Below are 18241 nucleotides of genomic sequence, written 5' to 3' on the forward strand. Positions count from 1 at the left end.
ATAATAAATGAATCATTAATTAGAAATAATAAATGAATCATTAATTAGAAGAAATCTTGGCGCAAAGCTGGACTTCATCCATTATTAGCATAAAATCGGTGCTCTTATTTTGAGCAGTGTGAGGAAAAGAATGACCAACCCAATCATGGACCCAGCAAATTACCAGCAGCAACTTGATGATAAAGCGCAACGATTAACAGAAATTTTTGCTGAATTTGATGTACCTGAATTGGAAGTGTTCCCTTCCCCTGCTGAAAACTATCGCATGCGTGCCGAGTTTCGAGTGTGGCATGAAGGTGATGAGATGTACTACGTCATGTTTGATCAAGCTACGCGTGAAAAGTATCGTGTTGATTACTTTCTACCCGCAAGTCGCTTAATCAATGATGTGATGCCACTGCTTATTGAAGCGATGAAAGAGAATGACACACTTCGCAGAAAGTTATTTCAAGTGGATTTCTTATCGACGCTTAGCGGTGAGATTTTGGTCTCTCTCTTATACCACCGTCAACTCGATGATGCGTGGACCTCAGAAGCAAAAGCACTGAAACAACGTCTTAACGATGAAGGGTTTAACCTTAATATCATTGGTCGTGCCCGTAAGATGAAAATTGTATTAGACCAAGAACACGTCATTGAAAAACTGAAAGTCTATGATGACGTATTAACCTATCAGCAAGTAGAAAATAGTTTTACTCAGCCTAATGGTGTTGTGGCTCAAAAGATGCTTGAGTGGGCTGTAGACTCAACTCAAGATAGCCAAGGCGATCTGTTAGAGCTCTATTGCGGGAATGGTAACTTCTCTTTAGCGTTGGCCAAAAACTTTAATCGTGTGCTGGCGACCGAACTGGCTAAACCTTCGGTTGACTCTGCTCAATATAATATTGCTGCAAATAATATTGAGAATGTACAGATCATTCGAATGTCCGCAGAAGACTTTACAGAAGCGATGGAAGGTAAGCGGGAGTTTCGTCGCCTGCAAGATAAGGGTATTGACCTTAAAAGTTACAATTGCAATACAATCTTTGTTGACCCACCTCGTTCGGGTATGGATGAAGGGACGTGTAAAATGGTACAAGGTTATGAGCGCATTATGTACATATCCTGTAATCCTGATACGTTAAAAGAGAATTTATCTCTATTAACACAAACCCATCGTATTACACGCTTCGCGTTGTTCGATCAATTCCCTTATACCCATCATATGGAAGCGGGGGTTTTCTTAGAAAGAAAATAACCCTTCACCAATAAAAAAACGAGCTTATAAGCTCGTTTTTTATTACCCATAAATTGACTATTTGCTCTCAGTCGAAGAGCGAGTAAAGAGGCCTGTTTTCATGCCTACCCAAATAGCCAATACTATGGTCATTAACAATAAGAAAAAATTCGAACCCGCTTCCGGGTATTGAGCTCTAACAAAGGCCGTATAACCAAATATTCCGACAAAAAAGCACGCTAACGACAGTTGTGGCGTTCCTTCTGTCATTGGCTCTTTTAGATACTCTTGATAAATATTTTGCACTACCAGTACAAGTGTAATGATAGGAAAAATAGAGAGAGAGAGCTCACTGATAGTAAGACCAGCCCAAATCGCACTGATACTTAGCCCTGTAATAAAAGCGAAAACTAAAGTTTTTCTTTCTGTACTTATCTGTTGTTTTTGCATGCTAACGACCCATTACTTCAAAGTTAACGTTAAATCATCGGAGTACTACTCTCGTGATCTTTTCTAAAATAGTTAGCACCTTTCGATATCATCCTCAACTGTACAATCAATCGTTCAGATAGCTCAGTCCTACTATTCTCATTTAAATCTAATGCATCAGCGCCGGCACTGAAGACTAAAATAACAGAGGCTTCGGCTTGCGTATAAGCATTCTCGTAAGGCACCCCCGTATTGGCAACTAAATATTCGGTCAGCTCCGCAACAAAGTGCTGCATCTCTCGACTTACTGCCGATCGAAACGCTGGTGATGTGCCTGAGCGCTCACGCAGTAATAATCGAAATACGTTTGGTCTGCTTTCAACGAACTCCATAAAAGTCTCTACAGACGTTCGAATGACGCTCCCTTCTTTAGCAATCCTCTGCCTTGCTTGACGCATTAATTGACGAAGAATCAAACCTCCTTCATCAACCATGGTTAGGCCAAGTTCATCCATATCTTTAAAGTGACGGTAAAATGAAGTCGGTGCAATACCCGCTTCACGAGCCACTTCACGCAAGCTCAAGCTAGAAAAACTACGGTCGGCACTTAATTGAATAAACGCAGAGTCAATCAACGAACGACGTGTTTTCTCTTTCTGTTGGGCACGAATCCCTACAGGCTCCTGCCTTTTTTTGCTTTTGTGAGATGTTAATTTTTCTGTGTTCTCATATACAGATGGCATTGGTTACTCTTTACGTGCTAATTGGGCTTCCTAAAAAAGAGACCGAATCTGATCACTCTATTGCTTCAAGATTATCGTGAACCAGCGGTGACTGCAAACCCCTATCCCTTAAAATAGTCCTGACTTTAAAAACAACTGCGTGATCACTCCCACCCTATTATAATAAGAATGAATAACCAAGCTGGGAAAAGGTTACAATATGCATAATTATACCCAACACATAACGACCAATCGCCATACAAAATGGTAATAAAATAATAACGTAATGTGAGCTCGTCTATTTAAGAAGGTTCTGAGATGCCAAGAAGAAAAAAAAACAACTCCTCCCATTTTGATGTCATTGTAATCGGTAGTGGCCCTGGTGGCGAGGGTGCTGCAATGGGCCTGACAAAACTAGGGTTAAATGTTGCTGTTATAGAGAGAGAGAGCAGTGTCGGTGGCGGTTGTACTCACTGGGGAACTATCCCATCAAAAGCACTTCGCCATGCCGTTAGCCGTATCACCGAATTCAACCAGAACCCGATTTACTGTGGTAATAACTCTACAATTCATTCAACATTTTCTAATATCCTAAGTCACGCAACGTCTGTTATTGATAAACAAACGCGTATGAGACAAGGTTTCTACGATAAAAATAACTGTTCTCTGATATTTGGTGATGCTCGATTTACTGATAGTAATACGATTACTGTGACCAACAGCGACGACAGTGTTGATACCTATACCTCAGATAAATTCGTTATCGCAACAGGCTCTCGTCCCTACCACCCACCCGGCGTTAACTTTAAACATAGCCGCGTTTATGACAGTGACTCAATTCTCTCACTCAAACACGATCCTCGCCATATCATCATATATGGAGCAGGTGTTATAGGTTGTGAATATGCCTCAATCTTCAGAGGACTGGGAGTCAAAGTTGATTTGATCAATACCCGAGACCGCTTACTCTCCTTTTTAGATAATGAGATGTCCGATTCACTCTCTTACCACTTCTCTAACAGTGGCGTGGTGACTCGCAATGATGAAACTTGTGAATCTGTTGATACGTCAAACGATGGAGTCATCTTAAATCTAGAGTCTGGTAAACGAATGAAAGCAGACTGTTTGCTGTTTGCTAACGGAAGAACGGGTAATACAGACAAATTAAACCTCGCAGCCGTCGGATTAAAACCGGATTCAAGAGGCCAGCTGACCGTTAATAACAGTTATCAGACCGACGTTGAGCATATCTATGCTGTCGGTGATGTCATTGGTTATCCTAGCTTGGCGAGTGCCGCTTATGATCAAGGACGATTCACAGCACAAGCAATTGCAACAGGTGAAGCTCAAGACAGTCTGATCGATCATATCCCAACCGGTATTTACACCATTCCTGAAATTAGTTCAGTGGGAAAAACCGAACAACAACTCACTGCAGATAAAGTGCCGTATGAAGTTGGTCGTTCTTCATTTAAACATCTTGCTCGAGCGCAAATAGCGGGTATGGACATTGGTAGTTTGAAGATCTTATTCCATAGAGATACTAAAGAGATTTTGGGCATCCACTGTTTTGGAGAACGTGCTGCTGAGATCATTCATATTGGACAGGCTATCATGGAGCAAAAAGGGGAAGCTAATACTATCGAGTACTTTGTGAAAACCACCTTTAACTACCCAACTATGGCAGAAGCCTATCGTGTTGCTGCCTTAAATGGTTTAAATAGACTGTTTTAACTGAATCATCACACTTCTTTAAGGCTACTGGTTGCAGTAGCCTTTTTTATTACAAACTCACCAACTAATATGGACAAATATTGGAGTTAGGCGATGTTTCAAAAAAGGAAGTTTGGCTAACCAACGTTGCCACCGGTTCCAACGATTACACTGCCTATCGATAGGAGAGGTGAGGGAAATTGTCTGTAACCAGGGTAACCAACCACTGAATTTTTGAGCCGGTTCGCTGATTCCATGACGATACCGCCCTGACCCTAATTTTGAAGCTAATGAGCTGCTGCATTTATCTCCAGCTACCACAAAGCAAGCTTGAGCATGTTTAAAGTGACGGCCTAACATCTGAATAAAGTGCGCAACTTGTCGCTCACTACACTCTAATAGTGCTTGTTCACACACCATTAAAAGTGGGACATTATCTGGTACTGGAATAGAATCCAGCCATTGTGTATCCGTCACCGACCCACATCTCATGTGATAACGTTCATTGGCATGAAACAGACGCTGACGCCATAGTAGGTGTTCATTGATATCTAATTCAAGCCAATGACAACGACCATTATCTAATCGATAAAAACGAGTATCTAGCCCAGCACCTACGTTAATAACCCAACCGTTAGGATGCTTTTTAAGAAATGATTTTACATGCTCATCACACTCAAAGGTGAGTGTCGCATGCAGTAGTTGCTGTTGATCCACATTCTCAGAAAGACATTCTGGAGCCAATTGGCATTTCTGACACGCCGCGGTGGCAATAGGATCGTAGATGAGCCCATCATCTGTCAGGCTCTCTCTACTTCTTAACCACATTGGCTGAAGCAATTTAGCGGGGACTTGGTAACCTTTCTGGCAAGCCATAATTAACTCCTACAGTCGACCAGGAAATGATAATGATTATCACTAGCAAAAGCAAACTATAATACACATTATGACTTTATCGCTAACTACATCCAGGTAGCACTTCGAATAACACCCACCGCAATACCTTCTATATCCATATGCTCATGCTCTAAATCTACAGAAATTGGAGAAAATGCTTCATTTTCAGCATGCAATAGCACTTTTGAACCATTTCTTTCTAAGCGCTTCACTGTGACATCATCTTCTAAACGAGCCACAATCACTTGACCATTTCGAACATCTTGAGTTTTATGGACCGCTAAAAGATCCCCATCCATAATACCGATGTCTTTCATGCTTTCACCGTGTACTCGCAATAGGAAGTCGGCTTGCGGTTTAAACATCGTCGGATCCACTTTATAGTGAGACTCGACATGCTCTTGAGCCAGAATAGGCTCTCCAGCGGCAACCTGCCCAATCAGTGGCAAACCTTGATCTTCTTCATTCGCTGCATTTCCTAAGATACGGATGCCTCGAGATGCACCAGGAATAATTTCGATGGCTTGCTTACGAGCAAGGGCTTTAAGGTGCTCTTCCGCTGCATTAGCTGAACGAAAACCCAACTCTCGGGCAATCTCAGCACGGGTTGGCGGCATTCCGACTTCATCGATCTTCGTTTTAATAAGATCTAATACTTGTTGCTGTCTTGGCGTTAAAGGCTTCATAATTGACCTGTCTTTTTATACAGTTAACTGTGAGTATATACAGCATTATTAGGATTGGGAAGTTTTAATCATCAAGAAGATAGAGAAAAGACGTTATACTGGTAAAGGATTTGATCTAATCGATTCAAACAATCAAAAAATTAACCAGTCAAATCGTATTCTGGTATTCTTCGCAATTACTATTTTTATTCCTTTAGGTTTGGTCATAGAAAACATAACCAACCTGACTGGTAGAGGTTCATTACGTACTATGTCGACTAGACAAAATTTTTATCGTTCACTGATTAAACTGCCTTTAACACTGTTTGTACGCAGCAGTTCTATCCCATCAAATCCAGTGGAAGACCTCGATTTAGATCTAACTCGTCCTATTGTATACGCACTGCCATTCAGCTCTCAGGCTGATCTTCTTACCCTACAGAAGAGCATTCTACAGTTAGGACTGCCCGACCCTCTTGGCTCCATCAAAGTGGGGGATACGCTCTACCCTCGTTATGTATTTATCTCATCTGGTCCTAAACTGTTTTCGCCGGAAAGTGATCTGCCTGAACAGACGGTGACACTATTTAGTCAACTGCTTCACCTGCACCAACAAGATTCCGACTTAGATATTCAAGTGCTACCAACCACCGTGTTATGGGGAAGAAAACCAGGCAAAGAGGGCAATAACAAGCCTCATTTACAACCTTTAAACGGACTGCAAAAATTAAAAGCGATCGTTACATCAGGAAGAGACTGCTTAGTTCGAATTAGCCCGGTGGTATCACTGAGGTATATGGCAGACCATCATGGGACCGATCAAGCGATTGCCCATAAACTAGCACGTGTTGCTCGCATTCACTTCTCTAGACAGAAACTGGCAGCTTCAGGACCAAACCTCCCCGATCGTGATACACAGTTTAAACGGCTATTACAGTCAAAAGCGATTGAGAAAGTCATTCATGATGAGGCCAAAGCGCGTAATGTTTCAGTAGAGAAAGTACGCAAAGAGGCAATCTCTATTATGGAAGAGATTGCGGCCGACTTCTCCTACAATATGATAAAAACAAGCAGCCGCTTCTTAGGTTGGTTGTGGAACAAATTATACCAAGGCTTAAACATCAACAACGCGTCAACAGTAAGGCGCTTAGCTCAAGACGGTCATGAAATTGTTTATGTTCCGTGTCATCGAAGCCACATGGACTATCTTCTTCTCTCTTATGTTCTGTTTAACGAAGGAATGGTGCCACCGCATATTGCCGCTGGAATCAATCTAAACTTCTTTCCTGCAGGTCCTATCTTCAGACGCGGTGGTGCATTCTTTATTCGTCGAAGTTTTAAAGGAAATAAACTCTACTCAACCATTTTTAGAGAATACTTAGCGGAGCTCTTTACCAAAGGTTACTCGGTAGAGTACTTCAGTGAAGGCGGGCGCTCACGTACTGGTCGTCTACTGCAAGCTAAAACGGGAATGCTTGCGATGACCATACAGGCAATGTTGAGAGGTTTGAATCGCCCAGTAACATTAGTGCCAGTCTACATCGGCTACGAACATGTTATGGAAGTCTCCACCTATGCTAAAGAGCTGCAAGGAAAACGCAAAGAGAAAGAGAATGCCGGTCAAGTATTAAGAACCCTACGAAAACTGCGTAATTTTGGTAAAGGTTACGTCAACTTTGGCGAACCGATCCCTCTCAATCAATACCTTAATGAGCACGCTCCAGATTGGCACCAGCACATCAATCCTATTGAACCTCAAAAACCACAATGGATGAGTCCTGTAGTTAATGATCTCGCCAATAAGATGATGACTCACATTAATGATGCGGCGGCAGCCAATGCCCTGACATTATGTTCGACAGCACTGTTGGCTTCTCGTCAAAGAGCATTAAGTCGTGAAGATTTAGAGCTGCAACTTGAATGCTATTTAGAGTTATTGCGCAATGTACCTTACTCACCAACCGCAACACTACCGGATAGCTCAGCGTCAGAGCTGATAGATCATGCGATTAAACTTGATAAGTTCGTGACTGAAAAAGATACGCTTGGCCAGATCATTTCACTGGACCGTCAACAATCTATCTTGATGACCTACTACCGTAATAACATTATTCACCTGTTTGCGTTGCCATCTCTTATTGCTCAATTGATTGTTCAACATCAAACCATTTCTCTTGATCAAGTAAAAGCGCAGGTACGCCAACTTTTCCCATTCTTAAAGGCTGAACTGTTTTTAAGATATGACGTAAAAGATATCGATTCAGTCGTAGAGATGCACATTACTGAGCTAGTCCGCCAACAGCTGATTATTCAAAAAGAGAGTCAATTAGAGCTAAATAGTGCTCGCTTACTGCAAGTAAACCTATTAGCGAGAACCATTACTGAAACCTTACAGCGTTACGCCATTGCGATCACTCACTTAAGAGTCTCTCCTTACTTAGATAAAGCAGAGCTTGAAAAACAGAGTCAAATGATGGCACAAAGACTCAGCCGCTTGCATGGTATTAATGCACCAGAGTTCTTTGATAAAGGAGTCTTTTCTATTTTGTTTAACACCCTAAAAGCAGAAGGGTATTTTGATAACGATGGCCAGGTGGTTTCTGAAAAAATTGAAGACCTTGCAACAGATTTATCAGCTTTAGTCTCACCGGAAGTGAAGTTAACAATTGAAGCCGTGATGAATCAATAGCGGCTCACTACTAAAGAGAACATAGGCGAAAAAAAACCTCAATGCGTTATTAACATTGAGGTTTTTTCTTTTCAAATCGAGTTACATAACACTGATCGCCAAACCAATAAACAGCGCCATACCCACATAGTTATTATTTAAAAATGCTTGTAAGCACTCGTCACGTTTACGCTCGCGAATCAGTCGCTGCTGGTGAACAAAAAGCACAGCAGCCACCAACACACCCCAGTAGTAGCTATTACCCAAGGCTAACCACCAACCAAGGATAATCAATAACACCACCACCAACAGTTGTAATACACCAATCAGTAATTTATCAAAGCGCCCAAATAAAATGGCGGTAGATTTGATGCCAATATTCAAATCATCATCTCTATCCACCATGGCATACATAGTGTCATAAGCAATAGTCCACAGAATATTAATCACAAACAGTAACCACGCTTGTGCTGGCAATTCACCAGATTGAGCGGCGTACGCCATTGGAATCGCCCAGCCAAATGCCATTCCCAAGATGAGTTGTGGCAAATGAGTAAATCGCTTCATAAACGGGTAAGCGGCAGCCAAAATGATGCCACCTAAAGAGAGAAAGATAGTCAGGTTATTCATAGTGAGTACTAGCAGAAATGAGCTAATACCCAGAATAAGAAATATTATGATCGCTTCTTTGCTACTCACTAAACCGGAGGGAATTGGTCTTTGTGAAGTACGCTTTACATGGCCATCGAAGTGTCGGTCTGCATAGTCATTGATCACGCAACCCGCAGAGCGCATGAAAAAGACACCCAAGATAAAAACGACCAAAACATCCCAATGAGGCACGCCATCGGCAGCAAGAAAAAGCGCCCATAGGGTTGGCCATAAAAGGAGCAGGCTACCAATTGGGCGGTTCATACGTGTTAACTGCCAAATAGCTCGCGCTTTACTCATTGTCATCTATACTTTCCACTGTATAAACCGGAGAGTGTGGGAGAAAAAGTTCTGCAACCAACATCGGTTTTTCATTCATCCATAATCGAGAGCGCCTTGCTAGCAACTCTCCAACGGCGGTCTCAACACTGCCAACTTGTAAGGCATCCCTTCTGGCGTTCTTAACACTGAAAACCGTTAACCCGAGAGGTATATTACCCTGTCTTGCCAAATCATACTGTTGATCGACCAAGGAGGAGGTAGGGATCAATGTTCGACCAAAAACCCATGGAGAATCATCACCATGTAGGATAACCTGACGTCGTAGGCAATCAGTCGAGCCCACTAAAGCATGCTCTTGAGCATTTAGTGTGCTCGCCGAGACCGTTTCATTCTCTAACAGAGAGACCGTTAGCGATTGGCAGCAGCTTTCTAAACGTCGCGAGAGAGAGTCTTGCGCCAATAACCACTGCTTTTGTTGTTCATTAGCAAACGTAAATTCACTGGGCTCAACCCAAGTAACATTATGTAATGCTGATAAGTACATTTGATTAAAATCTGACATGTTCTCTTCAGCAACCACCATAGACTATTTATAATTTGATGGTTCGCAGTTAATTAATTTCTATTCCTGCCGACTATTGTATCAAGGAGAAAGCGAGACGAATATCGTTAAGCTCTCGATTTATTGACGAATGGATTAGAAAATGAAAAAGAATACCCTACTCGCTCTGTTTTTATTGGCTTTATCACCAAATTTTTCAGTATTCGCAGCTGAAGAGAGCGAAATAATCGAAACACAACTGGGCTACTATACCCTAGAGCCTGATATCACCACCAACTTCGTCACCACAGGTAAAAAGTTAGGGTACATAAAAGTTCGTATTGACCTTCTTGTTCCAGATATCGCTTTACTACCTGTATTAGAAAAGCACAACCCACTCGTTCGTGATGCGGTGATTTCAGTGCTGGGGCAACAGCGAGAAGACCAAATTAAATCATTATCAGGACGTGAAGAGATCCGTAAAGAGACACTAAAACAGATCAATGACCGACTCCTCATTGAGACAGGTCAGCCGGTGGTTGCAGACCTTCTCTTCACTAAGTTCCTCTATCAATAAAACCAACAAGGATTAGTGCTCATTATCACTAATCCGTTCTTTTGCGCTGGTTGTCGAACCAAGCTAATAGACAACCACAGAGTAACCCAACCAAATGGGCGGTATTGGCAATAGCTATAAAGGGTTGAACAAACCCTAAAACAAGCCATATCAGCATAAAGGCGATGATGGGCTTCCCTATCGACAGATCTCTTTCCGGAGCGAGCGTCCCTGTAATCCAGATATAACCCAACAATGCATATACCACCCCAGATAAACCACCGAAGTTTGCTCCCTCTACCCAGTATTGGCCTAAACCAGAAAATAACGCGGAGAAGAGAAACAACTGCAGTAGCTTATTACGGCTGACCTTATTCTCTATCTCACCTCCAAGTTGCCACCACCACAAAAGATTAAATGCTATGTGGGTCACTGAAAAGTGCAATAGAGCGTGTGAAAACAGTCGCCACAACTGCCATTGTTGATCAGCAGAAGTCGGAAAGTGCATTAATAAAAATAGCGGTTGCGAGAAACCCAGAAGCTGCAAAGAGAAAATGACGATACAGATGATCATCACAGTTAATGTCACGGGTCCTGAGTGCGATACCACCATATTCATTAAACTAGGAGAAGAGTAATTAAATGTCGCGGTGCGGCTCTCAGCGACATTCCAAGAGGCCGCTTGATACTTTCGATCCTGGCTATTATTCGCAAACAGCTCAAACTCGTGTTCCACTTCAATAATATGTTCGTTGCCCCCCAAAAACCACAAGGCCACTCGCCCTTCAGGTTCGGGCATCATCTTAACCTCAAAACCCCGTGAAGCCATATAGTCGACAAATGACTGCGCAACACGAGGATGATCAACAACCGCTAATTTATGCATCTCTATTTTGCCTTAAAAAAATTCAACCCATCTGAATGGTTGGTAACTGCTCTCTTCTCCAACCTTCAAACCCACCTTCAATACTGTAAACCTCTTCATAACCTTGGTTAATAAGATATTGAGCCGCGCCCTGGCTGCTGATCCCGTGATAACACATAACAAATATCGGTTGCTCAAAATCCACCTCATCCATCAAGGTCATCATACTCTCATTCGTTAAATGAAAAGCGCCAGGAGCATGAGATAACGTGAATGACTGAAAATCTCTAATATCTACTAACTTAGCACTCTCTCCGAGATCTTTTAGCATTTGGTGAGTCTGTTGTGCTGAGCATGTTTGAAACGTTTCCATCAACCGTATCCTTTCTCTGATGTTTCTCTAATAAGTTTACTATTTTATAACTCTTTCCACAGTAAGTGATAAAAAAGTTACGACTCTCTTTGTATTGGTGTTTTTTTGTTCGCCTGTGGAAAAAGCTGTGAATTGCGTTGATAAAGGTGATCGATTCGATAAGATCCACTACATATAGTGATGATCCTTTTTAAGCTGTGGATATTAATAATATGCCCAAAACCAGTAGTTACCTAGATGGTAGACAACATCGTTAAAGATCCTCACATTTACCCCCAACTTATTCACATGATCAACATCTGAAACTGCAGAGACAAAAAAGGCTAACACCTTTCGATATTAGCCTACTTTATTCTTAAGTTATCCCGCTAATCGAAATCACCGACCGCTTCTTTTAACTTCTTCATCGCATTTTTTTCAAGTTGACGAATACGCTCAGCGGACACACCATAAGTATCAGCAAGCTCTTGTAATGTTGTTTTCGTATCGTCTAACCAACGTGAGCGCACAATATGCTGACTACGTTCATCCAACGTAGCAATAGCATTGGCTAAGCGATCATTGGTGTGCGATTCCCAGTTATCACTCTCAACTGATGATGCGATATCTGAATGCTTATCTTCTAGGTAATAAACAGGAGCCGTAAAACCTGTATTTCGGTCATCGTCTTCTGTTGGCGCTTCGAAAGTTGCATCTTGAGCGGCGAGACGTGCTTCCATCTCCCTCACTTCTGCTGGTGCGACACCTAATGCTTCTGCAACCGTTTCAACTTCGCTATTGTTAAACCAACCAAGGCGTTTTTTTGATTTGCGAAGATTAAAGAACAACTTACGCTGTGCTTTTGTGGTAGCAACTTTCACAATACGCCAATTACGTAACACATATTCGTGAATTTCAGCTTTGATCCAATGCACAGCAAATGAAACCAAACGAACACCAACCTCTGGGTTGAATCGTTTTACAGCCTTCATCAGACCAATGTTACCCTCTTGAATCAGGTCAGACAGAGGTAAACCGTAACCAGAGTATCCTCGAGCAACATGAGCAACAAAGCGAAGGTGAGATAATATCAACCCTTTTGCAGCCTCTATCTCCTCTTTAAAGTGTAGTCTTTCAGCTAGGTCACGCTCTTCTTCAGCGGTTAGCATTGGGTAGCTATTCACTGAACGTAGGTAGCTGTCTAAGCTATCTTGTGATACCACTGCCATTGAATACATCTCTTTAGACATTCAAATCCTCATTACGTTTATTTGGAACACAATCAATTTAACTTGGCAATAATGAACGTAAACTGAACAAAGTTCAAGTCATGCCAAATATTTCCAATTATAAAGACCATCATTTTCTAGATGGGTTCAATCTCTTTCAAGTGTCGCATTGCTGATAGTTGAGCTGCCATTACCCCTAAGAAAGAGGCGACCATCAACAATAACAAGCTCTCATCCCAAGTTAAGCCGATGAGACGAAAGCGACTTTCGTACAATATGGCCAATTCAGCGACCGCACCATTAACAACCAAAGTCATGATGGCGGTTAGGATCCAAGCTGCAGTCCCCCCTAATAAACCAAACCAAAAACCAGTATATAAATATGGCCTAAGAATAAATCGATCAGTCGCACCAACCAACTTCATCACCTGGATTTCTTCTTTATGCTCTAATACATTAAAGCGCAACGTATTACCCACAATCAGAAATACAGCCACTAACATAAGTGAAGCCAATACTAGACCCACAGTCACCGCAACATGTTTAAGCGCTTGTAATCGAGCTAACCAGTCGTCATCAATTCGAATGTCATCAACCAGTGGTTCCATGATTAAACGACTATTAAGCTCTTTCACTTTGCTTCGCTGCTGCCACTCCGTATGAGGAGTAACGATCAATACCGTTGGCAGAGGATTATCATCAAGCAGAGAGAGTGCACGATCAAAGCCTGAATGCTGGCTAAACTCTTCAAGCCCTTGCTGGGGGGAGATATATACCACCCCTTCAATTTCAGGCCACTGCTCCAAGTCCGCCTGTAAGGCCAATGCTTTGGTTTCATTGCTGCTCTCTACTAGGTAGAGACTGATTTGCGAAGGGGCCTGCCAAGCCGCAGCTACCATAGTTAAGTTTTTACCCACCAAGTACAAACTGGCGGGAAGAGCCAACGACATTGCAATGATCGCTAAGGTAAGAAGGTTACCGATCGGTCTTGATAGTAGGTCACGATAAGCCAATTTAGCCTGTTTAACATGCTGACTAAAAAAACCATCCCCTTTTAAGCGTTGGGGTTTAGTCTTTGCACTACTTTTGCCCATAATTAGCAACCTCATGCAAAAAACCTTGTTGTAATTCAAAGCGGCGATAATCGTGGCTACTGATTAAAGACATATCGTGAGAAGCCATTAATACACTTACCCCTACTCGATTAAACTCTTCAAACAATTTCAATACCTGCAAAGATAATTCAGCATCTAAATTACCCGTAGGTTCATCAGCCAATAGCAGCATCGGTTTATTAACCACAGCACGAGCAATACCCACTCTCTGCTGTTCACCACCAGAGAGTTGGCTCGGCAGACATTTAATTTTATCTAATAAACCAATCTTATCTAATGCTGCGGGAACTCGGCGTTTAATATCATTCTCACTGATTGACTCCACTCTCATCGGTAGCGCTACATTATCAAACACCGAACGATCCATCAGTAATCGGTGATCTTGAAAAACGATACCGATATTTCTGCGTAAAAAAGGGATATCTTTATTATTGATCCGAGTGATATCGTGACCATTGAATAAAATGTTGCCATCACTTGGTCGCTCAATGGCACAAATTAATTTCAATAATGTACTTTTACCGGCGCCAGAGTGACCATTTAAAAACGCCATTTCGCCACGCTCTAAATGAAAGTTCACTTTCTGAAGGGCTTGTCGCCCTCCGCGGTAAGCTTTTGATACCTGTTGAAATTGAATCACGCCTTGCTCCTATGCTTCTCGGCTAAACAGAGCTTCAATAAAATCTTCAGCAACAAATGGACGTAAATCGTCAATACCTTCACCCACACCAATATATCGAATGGGGATCTTAAATTGATCGGCAATCGCAAAAATCACACCACCTTTGGCCGTGCCATCCAGCTTGGTTAAGTTGATGCCTGTTACAGGAGCAACCTCACTGAATAGTTTCGCTTGGCTAATGGCATTTTGGCCCGTCGCAGCATCTAAGGTCAGCATTATTTCATGAGGGGCATCAACATCACTCTTTTTCATCACTCGAATGATCTTTTTCAGCTCCTCCATCAGGTGGCCTTTATTTTGTAATCTACCTGCCGTATCAGCAATAATCACATCGACATTTCGCGCCCTAGCAGCTTCGATGGCATCAAAAATCACGGAAGCACTGTCAGCACCGGTGTGTTGAGCAATAACTGGAACATCATTTCGTTGTCCCCATACCTGAAGCTGCTCAACTGCTGCCGCTCTAAACGTATCCCCTGCGGCCAACATCACCGATTTTCCTTCGCCTTGGAACTGCTTCGCTAATTTACCTATGGTGGTTGTTTTACCCACACCATTGACACCTACCATTAAAATGACAAATGGCTTCTTACTGGTATCGATAACAAATGGCTGCTCAACATCTTGTAAAATGGTAGCCATCTCATCTTTCAATAGACCATATAGCGCTTCGCCATCTTTTAGCTGCTGGCGACTTGATTTATCCGTTAGTGAATTGATGATTTTCGTAGTGGTATCCATACCAACATCCGCAATCAACAACTGCTCTTCTAACTCTTCGAACAGGTCATCATCAATTTTTTTACCACTAAACAGTCCAAAAAAACCTGACCCTATATTCTCTTTTGTACGCTGTAAGCTGCGCTTTAATCGGGTAAAGAAACCCTCTGTTGGCTTCTCCTGCTCAACCACGATCACCGGTTCAGCTTTAATTGCTGATTCGACGTCAACAATCGCTTCTGATTCAGTCTCAGCCACTGTCTCTTTAATTTGATCTAGCTCTGCAGAGTCACTCTCAGCCTCAATGACTTCACTACTCTCATCGCTAACACTGTCATCTTGTGGTATTTCCGTTTCAGTGATCTCATTTTCTAGCAAAGAATCATCACTAGTCTGTTCCGTACTCTCTTCAACTTTACTTTTTTGTTCCGTCTCGGCTTCATCGCCAAAACCAAGCCAGGACAGTAATCCACCCTTCTTTTTTCCGCTCATTAGGAAATCCTAGTGTTAAGTATTAAAATCTTCCGTATAAAACTTGTGTGTACAATCTGGTGTATACTAGCATTTTCTTTCCGGTCAAAAAATCTATGGTACAACGTCAACAACGAACTCAGAGATCTTCATCACCAAAAAAGAGAGATGGTTCCATAAGAATCATCAGTGGGCTATGGCGAGGACGCAAACTCCCAGTCCATGACTCTGAGGGATTAAGACCAACAACAGATCGTGTAAAAGAGACTGTTTTCAATTGGTTAGCCCAGGACATCCCTCGCTCAAACTGCTTAGACATCTTTGCTGGTAGTGGTGGCTTAGGCTTTGAAGCACTCTCTAGAGGGGCAGACAAAGTAACCATGATTGAGCTTGATAAAAATGCACATCACCAGCTTATCACCAATAAAAACACATTAAAAAGTGAAAAAATTGAAATAATTCATGCTAATGCGTTGGATTATTTACAGCAATCTGGTCAACCTTATGATCTGGTTTTTATTGACCCTCCATTCAGAAAGGGTTTGCTCGAAGACACCATTAAACAGTTAGAAGCCAACCAGTGGCTCGCAAACAATGCACTTATCTATATTGAAACAGAGAAAGAGATCAGCCACATCGACGCCCCGGCTCACTGGACACTCTATCGAGAAAAAACAGCAGGCCAGGTCTGTTACCGTTTATATCAACGAGAAGTAGAATAAGACCATTAACCCCGGTTTAGATTGGGGTTAACCAAAATATTCTTGCAGCCCATCTAAGAACATCTGAATCGCTATCATCACCAACAGCAGCCCCATCAGTCTCTCTATTGCTTTTAAACCTCTATCTCCTAATATTTTATGGAAGAAGTTATAGAACATCAGAATAAGAAAGGTTGCTGACCACGCAAGTATCACCGCCAGAGATAAATCGAACATCCGATTAGGTTCATGGTTCGACAACAACAACAGTGCAGCAAGAACAGATGGCCCTGCAATCATAGGGATCGCCATTGGCACTAAGAATGGTTCCTCACCTGCAGCAAGACCCGTCACTCCACCAGGCTGCGGAAAGATCATTCTTATCGCAATAATGAATAGGATCACTCCACCTGAAATACTCACTGTTTCAGTGGATACATGCAGGAAATTCAATAGCTTCTGACCTGAAAAAAGGAATACAAGCAGAATAATCAAAGCAAAAAATAGTTCTCTAACCAAAACAATTCGTCGACGTTTTGGATCAAGGTGCTTCAATATCGATAGAATTATAGGTAAGTTGCCCAGCGGGTCCATGATCAAAAAGAGCGTAACCGCAGCTGAAATAACATCCATACATAGTCCTCAATGAGATGGATAGTCAAAAATAACTATCAGAACAACATTTTGGCCAAGTATAGCAATCTAGGTTTCATTTAGTCTCTATTAAATTGAGTTGTTATGAGCAGCTCATTGCTGGATTTCCGATTAAACCAGCGTCTTGCTCAATGATCTTTCCTTTTGACAATAAAAACGTCAGTAAATCATCCAATGATAAACCTTGCTGGCTACACGTACAGAACGTCACTTCCTCGCCAAACATCTCAATAGCCCTTGCAGTTAAGCTCTCTCTTTGGATTGGCTGAGTGGCCTGCATCAGCATCGTTAAAATTTGGTGTCCATGGATATCACTGCTCATCGTATTGCCTCGTTATTCATTTTGCTTAAATTGATTTAAGAGTGCTATTAAATCAAATTTCAACAAACCTGCATTGATATAGAACAGAGTCTATGAAAAATGACAAAGCAAACGTTTGCATGGCTGTGATCCCATCAACAATAAATAACAGAATCACGAAGAGGAAAAAACAGCGCCTCTCACCTCTACCTTTAGTCATAAGTGTGTTTTCACCTACCTTAATAAACAACATCTTAAGAGTAGAAACATCGATAAACAGGATCTAGCGCCCCCTCGTTCTAGATATCGCTCTCATGGCTATTCTTAATAAAGAATCCACTCAGCCACATAACTATTCAGGTGAGACACTATCATAAAACGTCAAAATACCAGCAAACATCTGAGAAATGACATTAATATGACACAGAAAAGAGCCAAGCCATCACAATTACATCATTTTTTTTGTAGCTCATTTGTTAATCACATTATTTCGAGTAAAATACAATAAATACATAGAGTTAATGGAACTATTGATAACAACAAAACTGACCGACTAATTATCAACCAAACAAAATACAAAGGTAACATCACTTAAAAAGCCTGAAAATACTTACCAAAAGTTATCTTTTTAAGACTTTCATAACTTAGGTCTTGATCAAGCAGTGAAATTAATGCTATTCTAATTGTCAAGAATTAATCATCATATATACAGGAGCAGACATATGATAACAACATCTCAAAAACAAGGGCTTATGATGATCGCAGTTGTTGTCGGTCTAATGACTCTTCCAATGATGTACTAACTGAAAAA

The 18241-nt window shown here is 41.7% G+C and carries 19 protein-coding genes; 5 read left to right on the forward strand and 14 right to left on the reverse strand.

The genetic code is table 11. The annotated features are described in order from the left end of the window. Positions 1-130 precede the first annotated feature (130 nt). The gene (trmA, locus tag L4C32_RS17395; protein WP_428198163.1) at positions 131-1237 is read left to right on the forward strand and encodes a tRNA (uridine(54)-C5)-methyltransferase TrmA; all 1107 of its coding nucleotides are present in this window, start codon (positions 131-133) and stop codon (positions 1235-1237) included. Positions 1238-1294: 57 nt separating this feature from the next. Here the strand turns inward: trmA and L4C32_RS17400 are convergent, their stop codons facing one another. Together L4C32_RS17400 and fabR are read right to left on the reverse strand one after the other, a co-directional pair. Further along, positions 1295-1666, reverse strand: coding sequence for a YijD family membrane protein (locus L4C32_RS17400; protein WP_428198164.1), 372 nt, complete (start codon positions 1664-1666; stop codon positions 1295-1297). 29 nt (positions 1667-1695) lie between these two features. After that, a complete protein-coding gene (gene fabR / locus L4C32_RS17405) occupies positions 1696-2388 on the reverse strand; it encodes an HTH-type transcriptional repressor FabR (RefSeq protein WP_428198165.1) in 693 nt (230 codons plus the stop codon). A gap of 297 nt (positions 2389-2685) precedes the next feature. Between fabR and sthA the strand changes: the two genes are divergently transcribed. Further along, entirely contained in the window at positions 2686-4101 is a 1416-nt protein-coding gene (sthA, locus tag L4C32_RS17410) for a Si-specific NAD(P)(+) transhydrogenase (RefSeq protein WP_428198166.1), read from the forward strand. A 57-nt stretch (positions 4102-4158) separates the two neighbouring features. On the opposite strand, the gene L4C32_RS17415 is transcribed toward sthA, so the two are convergent. Beyond that, positions 4159-4956: a class I SAM-dependent methyltransferase gene (locus tag L4C32_RS17415; protein ID WP_428198167.1), complete on the reverse strand. Its 798-nt coding sequence runs from the start codon at positions 4954-4956 to the stop codon at positions 4159-4161. An 86-nt stretch (positions 4957-5042) separates the two neighbouring features. Continuing rightward, entirely contained in the window at positions 5043-5663 is a 621-nt protein-coding gene (lexA, locus tag L4C32_RS17420) for a transcriptional repressor LexA (protein WP_428198168.1), read from the reverse strand. A 250-nt stretch (positions 5664-5913) separates the two neighbouring features. Between lexA and plsB the strand changes: the two genes are divergently transcribed. Continuing rightward, the gene (gene plsB, locus L4C32_RS17425) at positions 5914-8331 is read left to right on the forward strand and encodes a glycerol-3-phosphate 1-O-acyltransferase PlsB (RefSeq protein WP_428198169.1); all 2418 of its coding nucleotides are present in this window, start codon (positions 5914-5916) and stop codon (positions 8329-8331) included. An 81-nt stretch (positions 8332-8412) separates the two neighbouring features. Here plsB and ubiA read toward each other — a convergent pair whose 3' ends face one another. Next, a complete protein-coding gene (gene ubiA, locus L4C32_RS17430) occupies positions 8413-9267 on the reverse strand; it encodes a 4-hydroxybenzoate octaprenyltransferase (RefSeq protein ID WP_428198170.1) in 855 nt (284 codons plus the stop codon). After that, complete coding sequence (locus L4C32_RS17435; RefSeq protein WP_428198171.1) at positions 9254-9805, reverse strand: chorismate lyase; 552 nt, start codon at positions 9803-9805, stop codon at positions 9254-9256. The genes ubiA and L4C32_RS17435 overlap by 14 nt, the downstream gene beginning before the upstream one ends. A gap of 142 nt (positions 9806-9947) precedes the next feature. Between L4C32_RS17435 and L4C32_RS17440 the strand changes: the two genes are divergently transcribed. Beyond that, a complete protein-coding gene (locus tag L4C32_RS17440) occupies positions 9948-10361 on the forward strand; it encodes a flagellar basal body-associated protein FliL (protein ID WP_428198172.1) in 414 nt (137 codons plus the stop codon). A 28-nt stretch (positions 10362-10389) separates the two neighbouring features. On the opposite strand, the gene glpG is transcribed toward L4C32_RS17440, so the two are convergent. The 6 genes from glpG to ftsY form a co-directional block, all read right to left on the reverse strand. Further along, positions 10390-11226: a rhomboid family intramembrane serine protease GlpG gene (gene glpG / locus L4C32_RS17445; RefSeq protein ID WP_428198173.1), complete on the reverse strand. Its 837-nt coding sequence runs from the start codon at positions 11224-11226 to the stop codon at positions 10390-10392. Positions 11227-11248: 22 nt separating this feature from the next. Then, on the reverse strand, positions 11249-11578 hold the full coding sequence (gene glpE, locus L4C32_RS17450; protein ID WP_428198174.1) for a thiosulfate sulfurtransferase GlpE: 330 nt from the start codon (positions 11576-11578) through the stop codon (positions 11249-11251). Positions 11579-11946: 368 nt separating this feature from the next. Beyond that, entirely contained in the window at positions 11947-12807 is an 861-nt protein-coding gene (gene rpoH, locus L4C32_RS17455; RefSeq protein WP_428198175.1) for an RNA polymerase sigma factor RpoH, read from the reverse strand. A gap of 116 nt (positions 12808-12923) precedes the next feature. Then, positions 12924-13880 (reverse strand): permease-like cell division protein FtsX, encoded by a 957-nt coding sequence (gene ftsX, locus L4C32_RS17460; RefSeq protein ID WP_428198180.1) that lies wholly within the window; start codon positions 13878-13880, stop codon positions 12924-12926. Beyond that, positions 13867-14541: a cell division ATP-binding protein FtsE gene (gene ftsE, locus L4C32_RS17465; RefSeq protein ID WP_428198176.1), complete on the reverse strand. Its 675-nt coding sequence runs from the start codon at positions 14539-14541 to the stop codon at positions 13867-13869. The genes ftsX and ftsE overlap by 14 nt, the downstream gene beginning before the upstream one ends. A 9-nt stretch (positions 14542-14550) precedes the next feature. After that, positions 14551-15795 (reverse strand): signal recognition particle-docking protein FtsY, encoded by a 1245-nt coding sequence (ftsY, locus tag L4C32_RS17470; protein ID WP_428198177.1) that lies wholly within the window; start codon positions 15793-15795, stop codon positions 14551-14553. 95 nt (positions 15796-15890) lie between these two features. Between ftsY and rsmD the strand changes: the two genes are divergently transcribed. Continuing rightward, entirely contained in the window at positions 15891-16496 is a 606-nt protein-coding gene (gene rsmD, locus L4C32_RS17475; protein WP_428198181.1) for a 16S rRNA (guanine(966)-N(2))-methyltransferase RsmD, read from the forward strand. 27 nt (positions 16497-16523) lie between these two features. Here rsmD and L4C32_RS17480 read toward each other — a convergent pair whose 3' ends face one another. Beyond that, the gene (locus L4C32_RS17480; protein WP_428198178.1) at positions 16524-17108 is read right to left on the reverse strand and encodes a YhgN family NAAT transporter; all 585 of its coding nucleotides are present in this window, start codon (positions 17106-17108) and stop codon (positions 16524-16526) included. A gap of 103 nt (positions 17109-17211) precedes the next feature. Further along, positions 17212-17451: a YecH family metal-binding protein gene (locus tag L4C32_RS17485; RefSeq protein ID WP_428198179.1), complete on the reverse strand. Its 240-nt coding sequence runs from the start codon at positions 17449-17451 to the stop codon at positions 17212-17214. Positions 17452-18241: the final 790 nt, after the last annotated feature.

It is taken from the genome of Aliivibrio kagoshimensis (assembly GCF_050337105.1).
In the GTDB taxonomy this organism is placed as follows: domain Bacteria; phylum Pseudomonadota; class Gammaproteobacteria; order Enterobacterales; family Vibrionaceae; genus Aliivibrio_A; species Aliivibrio_A kagoshimensis.

Excerpts from the sequence above, each read along its gene's own strand:
- L4C32_RS17440 (WP_428198172.1), top strand. The coding sequence starts at position 9,948 with ATGAAAAAGAATACCCTACTCGCTCTGTTTTTATTGGCTTTATCACCA.
- ftsX (WP_428198180.1), bottom strand. The coding sequence starts at position 13,880 with ATGGGCAAAAGTAGTGCAAAGACTAAACCCCAACGCTTAAAAGGGGAT.
- ftsY (WP_428198177.1), bottom strand. The coding sequence starts at position 15,795 with ATGAGCGGAAAAAAGAAGGGTGGATTACTGTCCTGGCTTGGTTTTGGC.
- ubiA (WP_428198170.1), bottom strand. The coding sequence starts at position 9,267 with ATGACAATGAGTAAAGCGCGAGCTATTTGGCAGTTAACACGTATGAAC.
- fabR (WP_428198165.1), bottom strand. The coding sequence starts at position 2,388 with ATGCCATCTGTATATGAGAACACAGAAAAATTAACATCTCACAAAAGC.
- glpE (WP_428198174.1), bottom strand. The coding sequence starts at position 11,578 with ATGGAAACGTTTCAAACATGCTCAGCACAACAGACTCACCAAATGCTA.
- rsmD (WP_428198181.1), top strand. The coding sequence starts at position 15,891 with ATGGTACAACGTCAACAACGAACTCAGAGATCTTCATCACCAAAAAAG.
- L4C32_RS17435 (WP_428198171.1), bottom strand. The coding sequence starts at position 9,805 with ATGTCAGATTTTAATCAAATGTACTTATCAGCATTACATAATGTTACT.
- trmA (WP_428198163.1), top strand. The coding sequence starts at position 131 with ATGACCAACCCAATCATGGACCCAGCAAATTACCAGCAGCAACTTGAT.
- lexA (WP_428198168.1), bottom strand. The coding sequence starts at position 5,663 with ATGAAGCCTTTAACGCCAAGACAGCAACAAGTATTAGATCTTATTAAA.
- L4C32_RS17480 (WP_428198178.1), bottom strand. The coding sequence starts at position 17,108 with ATGGATGTTATTTCAGCTGCGGTTACGCTCTTTTTGATCATGGACCCG.
- glpG (WP_428198173.1), bottom strand. The coding sequence starts at position 11,226 with ATGCATAAATTAGCGGTTGTTGATCATCCTCGTGTTGCGCAGTCATTT.
- rpoH (WP_428198175.1), bottom strand. The coding sequence starts at position 12,807 with ATGTCTAAAGAGATGTATTCAATGGCAGTGGTATCACAAGATAGCTTA.
- L4C32_RS17485 (WP_428198179.1), bottom strand. The coding sequence starts at position 17,451 with ATGAGCAGTGATATCCATGGACACCAAATTTTAACGATGCTGATGCAG.
- sthA (WP_428198166.1), top strand. The coding sequence starts at position 2,686 with ATGCCAAGAAGAAAAAAAAACAACTCCTCCCATTTTGATGTCATTGTA.
- L4C32_RS17415 (WP_428198167.1), bottom strand. The coding sequence starts at position 4,956 with ATGGCTTGCCAGAAAGGTTACCAAGTCCCCGCTAAATTGCTTCAGCCA.
- plsB (WP_428198169.1), top strand. The coding sequence starts at position 5,914 with ATGTCGACTAGACAAAATTTTTATCGTTCACTGATTAAACTGCCTTTA.
- L4C32_RS17400 (WP_428198164.1), bottom strand. The coding sequence starts at position 1,666 with ATGCAAAAACAACAGATAAGTACAGAAAGAAAAACTTTAGTTTTCGCT.